Raw genomic sequence first — 16,739 nt, 5'->3', positions numbered from 1 at the left:
TGCAGCTATTGCTGGGTAGGTTGTTCGATGTCCGAGCCGTGCCGAATGAGAATGTCGCGTCGATGACCGAACTGATGGATCAGCAGGCTGCCACCCGACAGCAACAACATGACGCCGGTCAACGGAACGGCGCTGGGCATGGTCCAGATACTCACCGCCGCTGCCCCGCAGGTACCCAAGAGAAATTGGATAGATCCCATGATGGCCGAGGCGGAGCCGGCACGATGCCCTTCATTGGCCATGGCGAGGGCGACTGCGTTGGGGGTGAGCAGGCCCATCGAGGTCATGTAGACAAAAAAGCAGATCATGAGCAAGGGCAGGGAGGCAACGTCCAACAGAGTCGCGACAAGCCCGGTGAGCGCCGCGACCACCGGGACCCGAATGACGTACTTCAACATGGTGGCGGGCCCGAAGCGGGCGACCAGCCGTGCATTGAATTGCGAGCCGGCAATCATGCCGAACGCATTGATCCCGAAAAACCAGCCGAAGTGCTCTGCAGGCACGCCATACAGTTCGATGATCACATAGGGGGAGCCGGCGATATAGGCGAACATGCCGCCAAAGGGCAGAGCGCCGATCAGCACATACATCATGAACTGGCCGTTTCCTAGCAGGCTGCCGTAACGGCGAAAGGTACCGCGAACGCCCAGACGCTCGGAGGTGTGCCGGGAGAGCGTTTCACGCATGCTGAAATGCATGCTCAACAGCAGCACCAGGCCGACGCCGGCGAGCACCGCGAAAATCCCACGCCATCCCATTACCATCAACAGCAGGCCGCCCACCATGGGCGCCAGAATCGGCGCCAGTCCCAGTGCCAGCATCAACATGGAGAACGCCCAGGCGGCCTGCGCGGTGGTGGTACGGTCGCGGATAACGGCTCGGCAAATGACCACGCCGGCGCTGCCCCCCAGAGCCTGGAGAAACCGTGAAGCGGTGAGCGTTGTCAGGTCGTTTGCCAGCATGCAACCGAGGGAGGCAGCTATGTAAAGTGCGAGCCCGACATACAATGGGGGCTTGCGCCCGTATCGGTCACTGAGAGGGCCGTATAGCAGTTGTCCCAGCGACATGCCCAGCAGAAAGATGGCCAGGGTAATCTGCACATCCGACGACTCGACGCCGAGACTCTGCCCTATTGAAGGAAAAGCGGGTAGATACAGATCGACTGACAGCGGGGAAAGTGCCGTCAACATGGCAAGCAGGAACAGCCAGCCAGGGAAAAATGGCGTCTTTTCTGTGTCACTCATTGATGGCAACTCCAGCGCAGTGGTTCAGAGATGTATGCAGGGCCAGCGCGCTCGGAATACCAACGGAGCTACGTTAAAAACCCCTTCAACCCTCGCGGGTATCAGGGGCCACCACGACCAAGCGGTTAACTGCGGTGAGCGACTTCCCAGGCTTTCAAGTCGAAATCAGGTTCCTTGGCTTCACGCTGGGTTAGTTCAGGAGGACGGGACAGGAGTTTCTTGCCGGCAAGATGATCACCCGGGCGGTTGCACGATTCGACAGCGACCAGGTGATCCCTGCGAAAGCACAGCACGGAGAACTGGTTCGACTCCATCGATCCCAGGGTCACGGTACTGTCGTATCCGGTGGACAGACCGACAATCTGCAGTTTCAGATTGCCCTGATCGGTCCAGAACCAGGGCGTCGCGGCAAACGGCGCGGCTTTACCCAGCAGCCTTGCCGATACCGCTCTCGCCTGGTCCATGGCGTTTGGAACCGACTCGATACGGGTATGCTCGCCATGATTGTGAACACAGGGAAAACAGGCTACGTCGCCAATGGCGGAAATATGCGGGTCATTGGTCAAGAGATCAGCGTCGACCTTGATACCGTTTTCTATTTCCAATCCAGCTTCGGTGGCCAGAGTAATATTCGGAATAACGCCGATACCGTACACCACCAGATCGGCAGGGATGACGTCGCCGTTAACCTTTTCGACGCCGACGGCCTTGCCGTCTTTCCCCATGATCTGATCGACCGCCTGGCTGAAGTGAAATTTGACGCCCCAGGACTCGTGCGCCTTGAGGAACAAGTCGGACATCTGCGGAGAAATCGCTCTGGCCATGAGACGGTCACCGCGGTCGATCACCTGCACGCTGGCGCCTTGCGCCGCGGCTACCGCGGCGAACTCCAGTCCGATAAACCCGCAGCCGATCACTACTACATTCTTGGCGTCCTTGGCCCTGGGCGCCAATGCGTCGGCATCCGCGAGGGTTTTGATACCGAACACGCCTTCGAGGTGTTCCCCCGGGATCGAAAGCGGCCGGTTGTGGGCGCCGGTTGCCAGAACCAGATGGTCATATTCCAGTGCCTTTTCGCTTTCCAGTACCACTCGCTGATTCTGGCGATCAATGATCACCGCTTTATCGTGAATCAGTTCGATCTGCTGTTGATCAAAAAACGCAGCGGGCCGGAAGACCAGATTCTCTGCCTTGATCTTGCCAAGCAGGTACGCCTTGGACAAGGGCGGACGCTGATAAGGCAGGCCAGGCTCATCTCCCACCAGGGAAATCCTTCCGGCGAATCCGCCTTGGCGCAGCGACGCAGCGACCTGAAATCCGGCTTGGCCGGCACCGACAATTACAACTGACGAAAGCGTCATATCTGCTCCTGGGGCTCAGTACTGGGACTCAGGCAAACGCAGCACCATGCCGTCCATATTTTCCTGAATGGTCAACTGGCAGGTCAGGCGGCTGGTTTCCTGGCGTTCGTTGGCGAACTCCAGCATGTCCAGCTCAGCGTCCTCTGCCGCCGGGACGACGCCCGTCCAGGCGTCCTCAACGAAGGCGTGACAGGTGGCGCAGCTGCAAGCGCCGCCGCAATCGGCTTGAATGCCCGGCACCATGGCGTTCATGGCAGCTTGCATAACGGATTGGCCGACCTCACCCATGACTGAGTGCTGGGTACCGTTGTGTTCGATAAGCGTAATTGTTGGCATTGTAAACGTCTCCGTGAACAGATTTAGGCCACTGCAGCCTTCATGGGTGGGGATACTTCAAATACAGGAGGCCGGCCCAGCGTGAGGAGCATTAACGGCCCTACGATGGAGCAGACCGCGCAATAGATAAGCATGGCCGTGTAGGAGCCTGTCTGGCTCAGGAATGCTGCAAACAGCAAAGGTGAGGCGGCCGAGGTGGCGGTCAGCAGGCCGATGTGGAATCCGAACAGGCGACCGTATTCTTTCAGCCCGAAATAGCGCGCAATTAGAAAGGCGGCAATATCAAACTCGGCGCCTGCACCAAAGCCAAACGAAATCGCTGCCAGCAGGAGCAGGGTAAAGTCGGTGGTGCCACTGAGCAGAATGACGCAGCCAAGGGCTGGCATGGCTAGACTGAGGGCCGATATGCCTGGAGGCCAGACGCGATCCAGTAGATAACCGACCAGAATCCGGCCAAAAACCAGTGAAATGCCAAAGCCACCGAAAATCAGACCGGCTTCTTCCGCAGACAGTCCCATGTCGCGCAAAATTGGTACGGTATTGGTAACCATGCCGATAACTACCGAAATTACCAGTACCAGGGCGATATTGCAGATCCAGAATTTTTTCGAGGTGAAACCTTCCTTGAACGTCATGCCGGCGATGCTGCGCTGGGCAGCCTGCTTGCTAGCTTCGCTGGCATGGCTCTTGGGCTTGGGTACCGAAAACCACCAGATGGTCAGGGGCAACAGCAGAAACAGGTTGAGCATGGCCAGTATGATAAACGCCGATTGCCAGCCCCAAATGCCAATGCCCCAGGAAAGCAACGGCGGGATGGTCGCGGCGGCCAAGCCGGTTCCGGACAGGCCAATGGCCAATGCCAGGCCGCGATTCTTCTCAAACCACATGTTGAGTAACTGCGTCCAGCTGACCGCCAGGTTGCCAATGCTCAATATTGGAATGATCGTGAATGCCAGATAAAGGCTCCAGACCGACCCGCCGATCTGCGTGGCCCCCAGGTAACCCAGCACCGTCAATGACATGGAGACTACGGTTACTTTCTTGATGCCGAAACGCAAATTGAACCAGCCTACCAACTGCAGCGAGATGACCGCGCCCACGAACAGGAAGGTAACGGCTACCTGCAGGGCACTTCTGCTCCAGCCAAAGGCTTCTTCCAGAGGAACAACCAGCGTTCCGAAGCCGTAGAGCAATGAGGAATTAATACTGATGCCTATACCTAACAGTGCCAGGATCAGTACTCGCCAACTGGTTCGAAACTCTGAAAAGTCGATGGAGGCGTTATTGACTGAAACATTCATGTGCAATGTCCTTCATTGTTTTTATATCACCAGTTTGAACGCTGCAGTCATTCCCCTTGAGGTTAACCTTTGCAAGAGCGGTTTCAATTTCTGGATTCAGAACTATATACTGAAGTCAGAATATTGCATGGGGACAGGATTGTCCAGACCAAGGGACTGTTCCATGCACACGACAACAATAAAAAAGACGAGGGATAACTATGCCATGGCTCAGCCGTTTTTCCATGGGTGCAAAGCTCATGTTTGCTCCTGCGCTCATCGTGCTCCTGCTGGCCGTCGTGTCAGCGGTAGCCTATTACGGGTTGAATCGCCAGCAGACCGTGCTTCACCAGATTGAGCAGGTCCGCTTCAGTCAGTATCAGCGAGCGCTGGAAATCTCATCGGCATCACAAGCCGCAATGGTCGGATCCTACGCCGCAGTAGTGCAGCTTATTCAAGCCGAGGGCAAAGTATCCAAGGAAGACATGCAGTTCTACGTGGAGGATATGCAGGCCAGTGTGCGGGATATGCTGGCAGGTATCGAGGCAGGGCTGGCCCATACCGCCGATCTGAGCGAGGAGGAACGACAGACCTTCCAGACCTTCGGCGAACAGGCCAAGGCATTCGCCCAAGGGGTGGATGATCTGGCTGAAGCCGCGCTAACCAACCCCTATATGGCACCCTCGCAGCTGGGATACGTGCGTGCTGAATATAACCGTGTGCTCGGGTTGCTGGCGCAGTTCATGACACTGCAACAGGAACTGTCCGGTGTGTCCTTTGAGGGGGCCAACGAGACCGCCACGTCGGTAACCGAAGCGTTGGTAATCGCCGTCTTTGTAGCCATCGCGTTAGGCTTGATTGTAGGTTTGCTGATGCGACATCAGATACTCAGGTCGATAAAGGCGATTGAGCAGGCTGCGGTGAAGCTGCGCGATGGCGATCTGACCCATCGGGTGCAGGTGATCGGACGAGATGAAATTGCCCAGACTGCAATCGCCTTTAACGTGCTTATAGATAGCTTGCAGTCGGCTGTGCGACAGGTAACCCGGGTAGCCGGCTCGGTTGGCGCGTCCGCCGATGAGTTGGTGGCTACCTCCAATCAGGTGGCGCAAGGGGCTAATGAGCAAGCCAGTGCAGCGACCCAGGCGGCGACTACGGTCGAGCAGATGAGCGGCGGTATTGCCTCCATTTCCACCCATGCGGACGCGCTGCGTTCCTCGGCGGAAGACAGCTTGCGGGGGGCCCAGGCCGGTCAGTCCGCATTGACCAGACTGCTGGACGAAATATGCCGCGTGCGCGATGCCTTTTCCGCAATTACTGCCTCAGTCGGTGATTTCGTCGCCAGCACCACCGCCATCGCCGCCAGCATCAACCAGGTAAAGGAACTTTCAGCACAAACCAATCTGTTGGCCCTCAACGCCGCTATCGAAGCTGCCCGCGCAGGCGAAAGCGGCCGCGGATTCAGCGTGGTCGCTGATGAAGTGCGCAACCTCGCCCAGCGCTCCGCCACGGCGGCCAATTCGATCAACGACCTGACGCACGGGCTGGAAAGCCAGTCCAACAGCGTTGCCAGTGTGCTTGATGAAGGGGCTGCCGCGCTGGACAGCAGCCAGAAGCTGCTTGAGGAGCTCGTAAGCGTGTTGTCCGAAGCTGCCAGGCTGGTGGGTGCATCGACCTCGGGCGTAAGCGAAATCGCGTCGGCCGTGCAGGTTCAGAATGAGGGCGGGAAAGATATTTCGCTGGGTATCGAACGCATCGCCAAAATGGCGGAGGAGGGCGACATGGTTTCACATCAGGTCACGTCGGCGGTAGGGTCTCTACGGGAACTGGCCGGGGAGTTAAAAATGTCGGTCAGCCATTTCCGGACGTGAAAAAACGGTATTGCCAGCTTCAGGGGGGGCATGCATCACGTTTGTCGTGCCTTGTTATCGCTGTTCGTCGCTTTGGTTCTGCTGGCGCTGCCCTCCCATGCTTTCGCCCATGGCGACGGAGTCGAGAGCGGGCGTTGCGCGTTCTCGACTCCCTCGCCTGGGTCGGCGTTACGGCAGGGTGAAAAGCACCTTGACCTGATCGGTCACTACTGAACTGTTCACATAGCCGATGGCGTCGGCTTCCGCCGCTACCTTTGCCAGCACGGCGGTGTCGTCACCGACGCTGGGAAGCGGCTGGCCTTTGCCGGTAAAGATCAAGCCAGACCAATACGATTTGAGCTGCGACTCGTTCTTGTTGGCTACCGATGTGTAGAACTTGTCCTTGGTCGGGTTCCAGTCTTTCTGGTCGACACCTGACAGCGACTTGTCCTTGCCCAGAAAAATGTTGGCCACTTCAGCCTGGGAAGGCGTGTTGGCGGCGCTTGGGTTAACGATGACGGCCACCTCGGCCTGCACCAGCGTTGCGGTCAGACTCAGCATGGCGATGGCGAACGTTCTGTGCATGAAAAGATTCATTCTACTTCTCCTTAGAATATGAAGTCAGCGCCGATGCTCAGGATGTCACCGTCGAAGGTACGCTCGACGACGCTGAAGTCCGGCACGAAACCACCGCTGAAGCCTCGAGTCGATTCCACACGCTTGTACTCGCCCTTCAGCGTCACGCTGGGGGTGAGGCTGTAATTCAAGCCATAGGCCCAGGAAGACTGACGGCCTGGCTCACCCTTCTCATCCCGCTGAGAATAGGTTACATGCGGCAGGTAGTCACCAAAGCGGTGTCCAGCCATGACGTAGAAGGACTCAATGGTGCCGAGCGGACTCTGACGTTTGATCGCTTCAGCGTTGGTCAGCCAGCTGCCGTTGTCATACTGGTGACCCAGGGATTCGAACTTGCCTTTGAACTTGCCGAACATCTCGAGATCCAGGTCGGACTCGGTATAGCTGTAACGCAGCGTGCCAAGGTTCATGGTTGCCAGGCTTACGCTGCCGGTAACCACGTCCTTGTAATCCACGTCCAGCGGGCCGTCCAGGTTGTGAATGAATACCTCCCGGTCCGTCGCCTGGCCGTAACTGGCCTGGAAGTTCAGCGTGCCAAAGGAAACGGGCAAGCTGTACAGAGCATCGACGCCCTCGTAGTTGCTGACCGGCATCTGGCTATAGACTTCATCAGGCAGGCGTAGCCAGGGGTAGGCGTAACCCACATCAAGCGTCTCGGAGAACATGAACGCGCCAGGACGCAGGCGGCCTGCACGCAGAGTCAACTGGTCGTTCGCCTGGTAGGCCAGATAGGCCCATTCAACTTCCAGGTTCCACTGGTCCTGGTCAGCCTTGGCCACCGTCTGGATGGTTGCGCTGAGCCGGTCGGCTAAACCGTAGGAGAGCTGGCCGCCCAGTTTCGATAGCTGGTCGCCGCGCCAGGCGTCTGTGGTCTGGCCCTGAATGCCGTAGCCCTTGGCATCGTCGGCTCCACCGAGGTGTGTAATGGCTGCGGTACCGAATCCATTAAAACGATATTCTGCCGGCTCCAATGCCATGGCGGAGGTGCTTGCCAGGCAGACGGCCAGGCAGACGGCCAGGCCGAGTAGGTTGCGTTTGTTCATGGTTCTTCAAGCTCCGAGTAGTAGTGTTATGTGCGAAATTGTGCGGTGGCCGAACGCAGATTGTCCCCTGCTCCGACCAACTGCTCGCCAAGGCGGGCGGTGGCCCCGGCGCCGTGCGCGGTTGCTTGTGCGTCCTGCTGCAACACTTGGGTTTCTTGCTGGATGGAACTCGACAGCCCGATCTGCTCCTGGGTGAACTGGGCAATCCCGGCGTTGAGTTCGTCAATCTGGATGACGGTGCGGGCGATGGTCTCGAGCAGTTGTGTGGCTTCGACCGAACGCTCGATGCTTTCCCGGGACTTCTCGCCGTTGTTGTGCATGACGTTCAGCACGGTGTTGGCGCTGCTTTGCAGGCGCTGAATGATCTGTTGGATTTCTGCCGTCGACACGGCTGTCTTCTGCGCCAGGTTGCGCACTTCATCGGCGACCACAGCGAAACCGCGACCCTGCTCACCGGCACGGGCGGCTTCTATCGCGGCGTTGAGTGCGAGGAGGTTGGTCTGTTCGGCGATGCTGCGAATGACCGTCAGCACCGAGCCCACTTCCTGGGTTTCCTTTTCCAACTGCTGCATGGCCTGCACCGCGCTCATAACGCTGCTGCCCAGGTCGCTGACGCTGGTCGACAGATCGCCGATATGTTTGCGCGCCGTAACGGCCTGACTGGACGCGGAACCGGCTTCTTCGGATGCCTGTTTCGAGCGCCGCGCTACCTCCTGAATGCGGTCGGTCATGGTGAGAATGTCGCGGCTGATGGAGTTGGTGTGATGCTGCTGGGACTTGGCGCTTTCCTCGGAGCCCTGGGTCAGCCGGTATAGCTCATTGGAGACGTGCCCCAGCGGGCTGGCCGCCTCGATCACCTGGCGCATGGTGCCCTGCAAGGTGTCGAGGAAGCCGTTGAAGAGATGGATCATGGCGCCAATTTCGTCGTGCGCTTCGACATTGACGCGGCGCGTCAGATCACCGTCCCCGCTGGCGATGGCCTGCAGCGACTCGATGACGCCGCGGACATTTGTCATCACGCTGCGGATCACCGTCCAGGCAGCCAGCGACACCAGCACCAGCAAGCCCAAGCTGAGGATGATACCCAGACGGGTGGTCTCGGCATTGTTCTCGCGAGTTTCCGCTAGCGTTCGTTCGAAGTCCTGATAGGCATTGCTGCGGAACGCGGCGGCGAGCTTCTGGGTTTGCGCGAGATCGGAGGCCATCCGGTCAAGGCTGGAGCGCAGGTCATCAAAGGAGGCGCTGCCGCTGATTAATTGGTCCGACGCGCTGAGAGCGTTGCCAGAATAGGTCAGCACGGCCTGGCGCCAGGCCTGCAGATCCTGGAGGCGCTGTGGCTGGTTTTGCAGCAAATTCGCGAGCGCCGCCTGTTGGGTAGCGATCTCCTGGAGAACCTCGCGCGCTTCGCCGAGAATCGTTTGCTCACCGGCTGCAACAGCGTTGTTGAGCAAGCCGGGCAGGCGCGAAAACTGGAAGATCACCGCATCGGCCTTTTCCAGCGTGGGGTAGCTTTGGGACTCCAGCGATTCCAGTCGATTATCGGTGGCGGACAATTGCAGCGACGTGTAAGCGACATATAGAACGAGGCCGAGCATGGCGACGGCTGGCGGCATGGCCAGTTTGAGATTCAGTGACAGATTCTTGAGCATTTCCGGCCCCCAGGTGAGATGCGAACTAACGAAGCTGAAGTGAAATTGAACAGTAACTGGAAAAATGTTCACTAAGCTGTCGGGGTTTTCGGCCGAAAAGGGCAGGACTTTAGCGCTGTGTAACGATTTGTAGTCGCAGGGAGGGAATGATCTGAACTGGGCAGGGAAAAATCCTGCCTTCAGTCACGGTGCGTCGGCAGACCAGGTGTGATCGGCAGCGTAGTTAGAAGGCGTGGTCAGGAGGCGTCGATGGGTGAGGGCCAGGTGCCGTTGTTCATGAGCGCGTCGAATGCCTCGGTCATCTCGCTGGCCGGGTAGGGATAGTCGTGACGCACCCACCATAACCAGAGCCCGATGAGCGCGCCCACAAAGCAGCGCACTGCCACTTCGCCGCGTAGCTCGTCCGCTTGGTAAAAGCCTTGCTTGCGGTAATGTTCGCGAACCTGAATGAGGAGGATGCTTTCCAGGTGAGCGAGGATGACGGACTGGGAAGGGCTGTTGAAAAACGAGGTGGTGAGGGAGGCATGCCGCTCGGTGGCTATGAACAGCCAGGTCGATGCATCCAGTACAACGCGCTTATGTCCTGATACATCGACCACCCGGGTAGGCGGCGTGCCGATGCTCTCGTAACCGGCAACCAGAAGGTCTTCCTTGTCACGGAAGTGAGCGTAGAAGGTTGATCGCGCAACTCCGGCGCGCTCGAACAACTCCTGCACGGTTATATCTCTGAAGTCCTTTTCCAGTGCCAGTCGGTACATGGTATCGAGTAGCCGCTCCCGGGTGCGCCGGGCTCTCGCCTTGTGGCGATCACCGATTGGATCTTCATCGTTGCTGTGTTCCGGGGGGGCTGGCAAAGGCGCGTTCCTGCTGGTCTCTTAAGCGAGAGGGTCTCGCGAGATGAGGCTCAGGTCCGAGACTGACACAGGCAGCGTGGGCCGGGCAAGTTAAACCCTATTGCGGATTCTGTATTAGAAATCGAACGGATGTGGGATTCCGTCTGTTGTGGCGCAAATTGGTGCGGCTCTACACTCATCTGCGTCAGCAATAAAAACCGGACAATAATAATGAATACCGATAGCGTGACCAATGCGATACCGTCCAATGTGCCTGCTCATCTGGTCCAGGATTTCGACCTTTGGGCTGCGCTTACCGCGCAGGGCGAAAACGCCTATGCCTGGGCCGCCAAGTTGCATGAGAGCATGCCACCCATCTTCTGGGTGCCGAGCCTGGGATTTCTGCCGGGCACCTGGATTCCGCGTCGTTCAAAGGATCTGCGGCGCATCCTCCAGGATCCCGAGACCTTTAGCAGCGCTGGCTTGACGCCGTATCCCATGCTGCTGGGCGAAAGCTGGCGCCTGGCGCCGCTTGAAGTCGACCCGCCGGTTCATGCCAAGTACCGCGCCCTGTTGAATCCTCTGTTCACGCCAAAAAAAGTCAATGCGTTGGAAGAGGATATCCGCCAGTTGGCTACCCAGCTTATAGACGACATCGCTCAGACAGGGCGCTGCGACTTTAATGAAGACTTCGCCAAGCCGTTCCCGACGTTGATTTTTCTCAAGCTGATGGGCTGGCCGCTGGCGGACCGACCGCTGTTTCAACACTGGACCCAGACGCTGATCAAGAGCTCGGATCCCCAGGTGGTGACGGACAATGCACGCGAAATTACTGGTTGGATTCGGGCACGCATCGCCGAATGCCGGGCCAATCCCGGCGATGATTTCACCAGCTACCTGCTGGCTAGTCAGATTGACGGCCGGCCGCTGACCGATGACGAAATGCTCGGCATCAACTTTCTGATATTTATCGGTGGGCTGGATACCGTTACCTCAACGATCGGACTGTTCTTTCGCCATCTGGCGCGCAATCCAGAGCAGCAGGCGCAACTGCGCGCCGACCCGTCGCTGATCCCGGATGCGGTGGAAGAGATGCTGCGTTCCTATTCCATCGTCAATATGCGCCGTACCGTGACCCGGGATGTGCAGATCGGCGAGGCGACGATGAAAAAGGGCGACATTGTGCTGATCAGTACCGAGTTGGCCAACCTCGATCCTGAAGTGTTCGACCAGCCGGAAAAGGTCGACTTCCTGCGTAGCGCTGGGCATGCACCACACATGGCCTTCTCTTATGGCGTGCACCGCTGTGTAGGGTCGCACCTGGCCCGTCGCGAACTGCGTATTGCGCTAGAACTCTGGCTGACCAAGGTGCCACCGTTCCGCATCGCAACCGGTACCACGCCGCGTTTCAACGCCTTCGGCATATTCGGGATGGAAGAGCTGCATCTGGAATGGGATGTGGAGGAAACCAGATGAAAATTATCATCGACAACAAGGCCTGTGCCGGACACGCGCGCTGCAATGAGGTCGCGCCGGGGCTTTATGAGCTCGATGACAACGGCTACATCAGTACCGCTGGCTTCGACGTCGAGGTCGGGCAGCAGGCCCTTGCCCGGCGCGGCGCCAGGGCTTGCCCCGAGCGGGTGATCCACATCGTGGATGAACCTGCAAACCCCCCAGGCAATGGGCTGAATAAAGGACAAAAACAATGAACATGAAACAAAGCTACGACTACATCATCGTTGGGGCGGGGTCTGCCGGCTGCGTAATGGCGAACCGGCTCTCGACCGACCCCAGTGTCTCGGTGTTGCTGATCGAGAGCGGTCCGGAGCACACCAGCCCTTTGATTGCCATGCCGCGAGGCATAGGCAAGCTGCTCATGCCCGGCAACCCGCACGTTTGGGATTATCAGGCCTCGCGGGGAGAGGGCATGGCCACGGAACTATGGCTGAAGGGCAAGGCCATTGGCGGCTCCAGTTCGGTGAATGGGATGGTTTACGTGCGTGGCGCACCCGCCGATTACGACGCCTGGGAGGCGCAGGGATGTACCGGTTGGGGTTGGCAGGATATGGGCCGGCAGTTTGTCGCCATGGAAGATCACCAGCTTGGCAGCTCCGAGTGGCGGGGTGTGGGCGGACCACTGAAGGTAACTGTGCACCCCTCGGGCGATGAGTTGTGCGATGCCATCATCGACGCTGCCGCACATATCGGTACGGCGACCGTCGCGGATACCAACCATGTGGATTCGGTGACGCAAGGCGGGTTCGGTTATCAGCCGCAAACCACCTGGAAGGGGCAGCGCTTCAGCGCAGCGAAGGCGTTTCTCGATCCGGTGCGTACGCGTCCCAATCTGACTGTGATGACGGGCACCCATGTACAACGCATCGAGTTTGAGGGGCGCCGCGCCATCGCGGTCCAGGTGCGTGGCAAGGAAGGCGAGCGACGCATCCGTTGCCAGCGTGAAGTGCTGCTTTGTGCCGGCGCAATCGAGTCGCCGAAATTACTGCAGCTGTCCGGCATAGGCCCTGCCCACTTGCTGCAATCGCTGGGGATCCCGGTCATCCAGAACGCCCCGGATGTGGGGCGCAATCTGCGTGAGCACGTTTATATAGCCGCGCAGTTCCGGGTCACCCGGGGCAGCTTCAACCATTGCTTCGCCGGATTGGGGCTTGCCCGCTCGGTGCTGAGTTACTTTGTCGGCAAGAAAGGCCCCATGACCCACGCTGCACACGAAGCAGGGGGCTTCGTAAAAACCCGGCCTGAACTGGAGCGTCCTGATGCGCAGATCGGGGTGAGCCTGTTCTCAATGGATGGCGACGGCAAGACCGTGGCGATTGATAAACAGCCGGGGATAACCCTCGGCGGGTATTTCATGCACCCGCAGAGCCAGGGCGAGATACGCATTGAGTCGGCCGACCCGGCGGTGCCGCCAAGAATTGTCGCCAATTACCTCAGCGCCGAAGCGGACCAGACGGCGGCAATTGCGTTGCTGAAGTGGATCCGCAAGCTGGCGGCGCAACCGTCGCTCAAGCCTTTCCTGGTTGAAGAACTGACCCCCGGTCCCCAGGTGCAGAGTGACGACGAAATGCTTGCCGCCTTTCGCCGCTTTGGCCAGACCGCGTTTCACGTGGCAGGCACCTGCCGCATGGGCACTGACGAGCACGCTGTGCTGGACCCTGAGCTCAAAGTGCGCGGGGTTGAAGGTTTGCGCGTGATTGATACATCGATCATGCCCACGCTGGTATCGGGCAACACCAACGCGCCGGCCATGGCCATTGCCATGCGCGCGGCGGAAATCATCGCTGGTGCGAATCAGCAAGGAGCGAACGCAGCATGACTATTCCTTTTACCCACCTGAACAAACTCTACATAAACGGCCGTTGGGAAGCGGGTAGCGAAGGCGCTGAAGCGATCATCAATCCAGCCACCGAAGAGGTGATTGGCCATGCGCCGGTGGGTGGCGTGGCCGCTGCCGAGGCGGCAATTGCTGCCGCCCGCGAGGCCTTCGATCAAGGCCCGTGGCCGTGGCTGAGCATGGCCGAGCGGGCTGATTACATGCGCCGCATGCACGCTGCACTGGTAAGTCGGCGGGAACAGATCGCTGCGCTTATCGTAGCCGAGGTCGGCTGTTCGCAAATGGTCACCCAGGCCATGCAGGTGGATATGCCGCTGGGGCATGTTCTGAAGGCTATCGATCGTTCCCTGGTGACCGAGGCCCGGCAGATCCCGGTCGAAGCGGTACCCAATCCGATGAACCCCGGCGGCCCGATGATCCTGGGCAGCGGCAGCATCGAGCGCGAACCCGTGGGCGTGGTGTCGGGTATCACTGGCTACAATTTCCCCTTCCTGCTGAATCTGGCCAAGGTCTTTCCGGCTCTGCTGGCAGGCAACACCCTGGTGCTCAAGCCATCGCCCTTTACGCCGTACTCGGCCCTGTTGTTCGGCGAGATTGCTGAGGAAATCGGCTTGCCCAAAGGCGTCTTGAATATCGTCACCGGCGGTGTCGGGGTGGGCAGCCTGCTGAGCAGCGATCCGCGGGTGGATATGGTGTCGTTTACCGGCTCGGAGACGGTCGGCATCAGCATCATGACCCAGGCAGCGGCCACCCTGAAGCGGGTGCACCTGGAGCTGGGCGGCAAATCCGCGCTGATCGTGCGCGCCGATGCCGACATTCAGGCGGCCGCCATGGGCGCCATCGCCGGACTGATGATCAATGCCGGGCAAGGCTGTGCGCTACTGACGCGTTTCGTGGTGCACAACTCGGTCCGCGAGCAGTTTGTGCAATGTGCCCGAGCCATTGCCGGCCAGTTCAAGGTGGGTGACCCGTCGGACCCGAGCGTGATGATGGGGCCGCTCATTCGCGAGTCGCAGCGGGCCAAAGTCGAAGGCTTGATCGCCAGCGGGCTTGAGCAAGGCGCGAAGCTGGTATGCGGAGGCGGCCGTCCGGCCGGCCAGGAGAAAGGCTTTTTTGTCGACATCACGCTATTTGATGACGTCAGCAATGACATGACCATCGCCCAGGAAGAGATATTCGGTCCGGTTGGCGTAGTGATCGGTTTCGACACCGACGAAGAGGCTGTTGCCATTGCCAATGATTCACGCTTTGGGCTCAACGGCGGCGTAATGACCGCCGATGCCGCCGTTGCGTACAAGATGGCCAAGCGCATCCGTGCCGGCAGCGTCTACCTCAACGGGGGTGGCGGAACCATGCCCTACGCACCTATTGGCGGCTTCAAGCGCTCGGGTATAGGTCGTGAGTTCGGACCTGACTGGCTCAATGAATTCACTGAAGAAAAATCCATTATCTATCCCATCGGGCGCTGAACACTCGACGAGAGTCGAGAGTCGAGAGTCGAGAGTCGAGAGTCGAGAGTCGAGAGTCGAGAGTCGAGCGTCGAGCGTCGACCGACGGAGTCAGGGCGGGCTGTGTACAACAACTACAACAAAGTTCGTAGGAGACACCATGCATAAAGCATTCGGCGCAGGCCTGCTTGCAGCGGCCCTGGCTTTGGGTGGCTGCAATGATGACGACAGTGACAGCAAGGAGGACGATCTTCACGCGGAAGTGCCGCATATTGAAGCGGCTACCGATGGTGCGGGGCAGGCGGCCTTGGCCGCAGACCTGCAGTTTGCGATGGAAAGCGTTGGCTACAGCGAAAAGGAATTCATCCTTTCTGGGACTGCTGTTTCTTACCTGCCAAAGGGTGACCAGTCACTCGGTACGGATGGGCAGTGGGACGTTGAAAGGGACGACAGCGCGGCTTATGCCACGCGGGCGGTTGTTCACCAGCCACTGGATGCCGAAGCGTTCAATGGCACGGTTATCGTCGAGTGGATGAACGTTACCAGCGGCAGCGATTCAAGCCCGGTCTGGACCTATACGCACAACGAGTTGATCCGTGAAGGCTATGCACTGATCAGCCTGTCCGCGCAGGCAGCAGGGGTGGCCAGTACCAAAACGATGGATCCCGAGCGATACACCAGCCTGCTGCACCCCGGAGACAATTATTCCTACGACATCTTCTCGCAAGCTGGGCAGGCTGTGCGGGATCATGCCGATATTCTGCTGAATGGGCTGCAACCCAAGCGGGTGTTGGCGGCAGGTGAGTCGCAATCCGCCTATCGACTGGTTACCTATGCTAACGCCGTCCACCCGCTGGTGACTGTCTATGATGGCTACCTGCTGCAAAGCCGCCTGGCCAATGCCGCGCCTTTGGCCACGGCCGATGACGTCTCCGGCTCGACGGAAATTCGCTCGGACCTCGGCGTACCGGTCCTGATGTTCCAGACCGAAACCGATGTCAACGAGGCGACGCGGCAGGCCGATACTTCCACGTACCGGCTCTGGGAAGTTGCCGGAACGGCACACTTTGACGTGTATGGCGGCGGCATCGGATTGATTGACACGGGGGATGGAGAGGGCGCGGTACTCGCCCTTGAAGCATTGCTGGATCCGCCGAGCACGGTGTTCGGTTTCATCAACTGCGACAAACCAATCAATGCCGGTCCGATGAGTTTCGTGCTGAGCGCTGCGGTGCATGCGCTCAATGAATGGGTTACAACCGGTACGCCACCGGCCTCGGCAGAAACCCTGCAGGCTACCGATTTTACGCCCTACAGCCCTGTCTATGTGCGAGATGCACAGGGCAATGCCCAGGGTGGCATCCGCACACCCTTTGTCGACGTGCCGCTAGCGAAATTGAGCGGCACGGGTAACACCGGAGGTGAAGGCTTTTGCCTGCTATTTGGAACTACCGAGCCGCTCAGCGCGGGTGAGCTCGACACCTTGTACCCGACGCAGCAAGCATTCGTAACGGCGTGGACTGTGGCTACCGAGGCGGCAGTGGAAAGGGGTCATATTCGTCCTGTGGATGGGCAAGCACTTATCGATGCAGCAGCCCGGGTGCAGATTCTGCCTTGAGATAAGTTGAACATAAAATGACTTTATGTATGTATACGTAATATTGCCGTGACGGAGGCGCTTCGGTAGTTTACCAACTGATTTTA

General features: G+C 58.9%; 14 protein-coding genes. 6 read left to right on the top strand and 8 right to left on the bottom strand.

Annotated elements, in window-relative coordinates:
• Positions 1-5: 5 nt before the first annotated feature.
• The 4 genes from FZE95_RS08895 to FZE95_RS08880 all read right to left on the bottom strand — a co-directional run bounded on the left by FZE95_RS08895 (position 6) and on the right by FZE95_RS08880 (position 4,242).
• Positions 6-1,244 carry a multidrug effflux MFS transporter gene (locus FZE95_RS08895; protein ID WP_150300502.1) on the bottom strand — a complete coding sequence of 413 codons (1,239 nt, stop codon included), beginning with the start codon at positions 1,242-1,244 and terminating at the stop codon, positions 6-8.
• Between the two features lie 125 nt (positions 1,245-1,369).
• Complete coding sequence (locus tag FZE95_RS08890; protein WP_150300501.1) at positions 1,370-2,605, bottom strand: NAD(P)/FAD-dependent oxidoreductase; 1,236 nt, start codon at positions 2,603-2,605, stop codon at positions 1,370-1,372.
• Positions 2,606-2,620: 15 nt separating this feature from the next.
• Complete coding sequence (locus FZE95_RS08885; RefSeq protein WP_150300500.1) at positions 2,621-2,941, bottom strand: 2Fe-2S iron-sulfur cluster-binding protein; 321 nt, start codon at positions 2,939-2,941, stop codon at positions 2,621-2,623.
• A gap of 23 nt (positions 2,942-2,964) precedes the next feature.
• Entirely contained in the window at positions 2,965-4,242 is a 1,278-nt protein-coding gene (locus tag FZE95_RS08880) for an MFS transporter (protein WP_150300499.1), read from the bottom strand.
• 200 nt (positions 4,243-4,442) lie between these two features.
• On the opposite strand from FZE95_RS08880, the gene FZE95_RS08875 reads away from it, so the two are divergent.
• The gene (locus FZE95_RS08875; protein WP_150300498.1) at positions 4,443-6,092 is read left to right on the top strand and encodes a methyl-accepting chemotaxis protein; all 1,650 of its coding nucleotides are present in this window, start codon (positions 4,443-4,445) and stop codon (positions 6,090-6,092) included.
• 168 nt (positions 6,093-6,260) lie between these two features.
• Here FZE95_RS08875 and FZE95_RS08870 read toward each other — a convergent pair whose 3' ends face one another.
• The 4 genes from FZE95_RS08870 to FZE95_RS08855 form a co-directional block, all read right to left on the bottom strand.
• Positions 6,261-6,668: a phosphate ABC transporter substrate-binding protein gene (locus FZE95_RS08870; RefSeq protein WP_150300497.1), complete on the bottom strand. Its 408-nt coding sequence runs from the start codon at positions 6,666-6,668 to the stop codon at positions 6,261-6,263.
• Positions 6,669-6,679: 11 nt separating this feature from the next.
• Positions 6,680-7,750, bottom strand: a complete 1,071-nt coding sequence (locus FZE95_RS08865) for a porin (protein WP_150300496.1) — start codon at positions 7,748-7,750, stop codon at positions 6,680-6,682.
• Between the two features lie 26 nt (positions 7,751-7,776).
• Complete coding sequence (locus FZE95_RS08860; RefSeq protein WP_150300495.1) at positions 7,777-9,399, bottom strand: methyl-accepting chemotaxis protein; 1,623 nt, start codon at positions 9,397-9,399, stop codon at positions 7,777-7,779.
• Positions 9,400-9,635: 236 nt separating this feature from the next.
• The gene (locus FZE95_RS08855; protein ID WP_223825012.1) at positions 9,636-10,253 is read right to left on the bottom strand and encodes a TetR/AcrR family transcriptional regulator; all 618 of its coding nucleotides are present in this window, start codon (positions 10,251-10,253) and stop codon (positions 9,636-9,638) included.
• A 210-nt stretch (positions 10,254-10,463) separates the two neighbouring features.
• Here FZE95_RS08855 and FZE95_RS08850 point away from each other — a divergent pair, with 210 nt between their 5' ends.
• The 5 genes from FZE95_RS08850 (at position 10,464) to FZE95_RS08830 (ending at position 16,653) form a co-directional block, all read left to right on the top strand.
• Complete coding sequence (locus tag FZE95_RS08850) at positions 10,464-11,708, top strand: cytochrome P450 (protein WP_150300494.1); 1,245 nt, start codon at positions 10,464-10,466, stop codon at positions 11,706-11,708.
• Complete coding sequence (locus FZE95_RS08845) at positions 11,705-11,944, top strand: ferredoxin (RefSeq protein ID WP_150300493.1); 240 nt, start codon at positions 11,705-11,707, stop codon at positions 11,942-11,944. The genes FZE95_RS08850 and FZE95_RS08845 overlap by 4 nt, the downstream gene beginning before the upstream one ends.
• Before the next feature lie 2 nt (positions 11,945-11,946).
• A complete protein-coding gene (locus FZE95_RS08840; protein ID WP_150300617.1) occupies positions 11,947-13,569 on the top strand; it encodes a GMC family oxidoreductase in 1,623 nt (540 codons plus the stop codon).
• Positions 13,566-15,056 carry an aldehyde dehydrogenase family protein gene (locus FZE95_RS08835; protein WP_150300492.1) on the top strand — a complete coding sequence of 497 codons (1,491 nt, stop codon included), beginning with the start codon at positions 13,566-13,568 and terminating at the stop codon, positions 15,054-15,056. The genes FZE95_RS08840 and FZE95_RS08835 overlap by 4 nt, the downstream gene beginning before the upstream one ends.
• A 139-nt stretch (positions 15,057-15,195) precedes the next feature.
• Positions 15,196-16,653, top strand: a complete 1,458-nt coding sequence (locus tag FZE95_RS08830; RefSeq protein ID WP_218573597.1) for an alpha/beta hydrolase domain-containing protein — start codon at positions 15,196-15,198, stop codon at positions 16,651-16,653.
• Positions 16,654-16,739: the final 86 nt, after the last annotated feature.

The organism is Pseudomonas profundi (assembly GCF_008638305.1).
Classification (GTDB): domain Bacteria; phylum Pseudomonadota; class Gammaproteobacteria; order Pseudomonadales; family Pseudomonadaceae; genus Halopseudomonas; species Halopseudomonas profundi.
The sequence above is the reverse complement of the archived record's forward strand: the minus strand, read 5'-3'. Positions and strand labels throughout refer to the sequence as shown.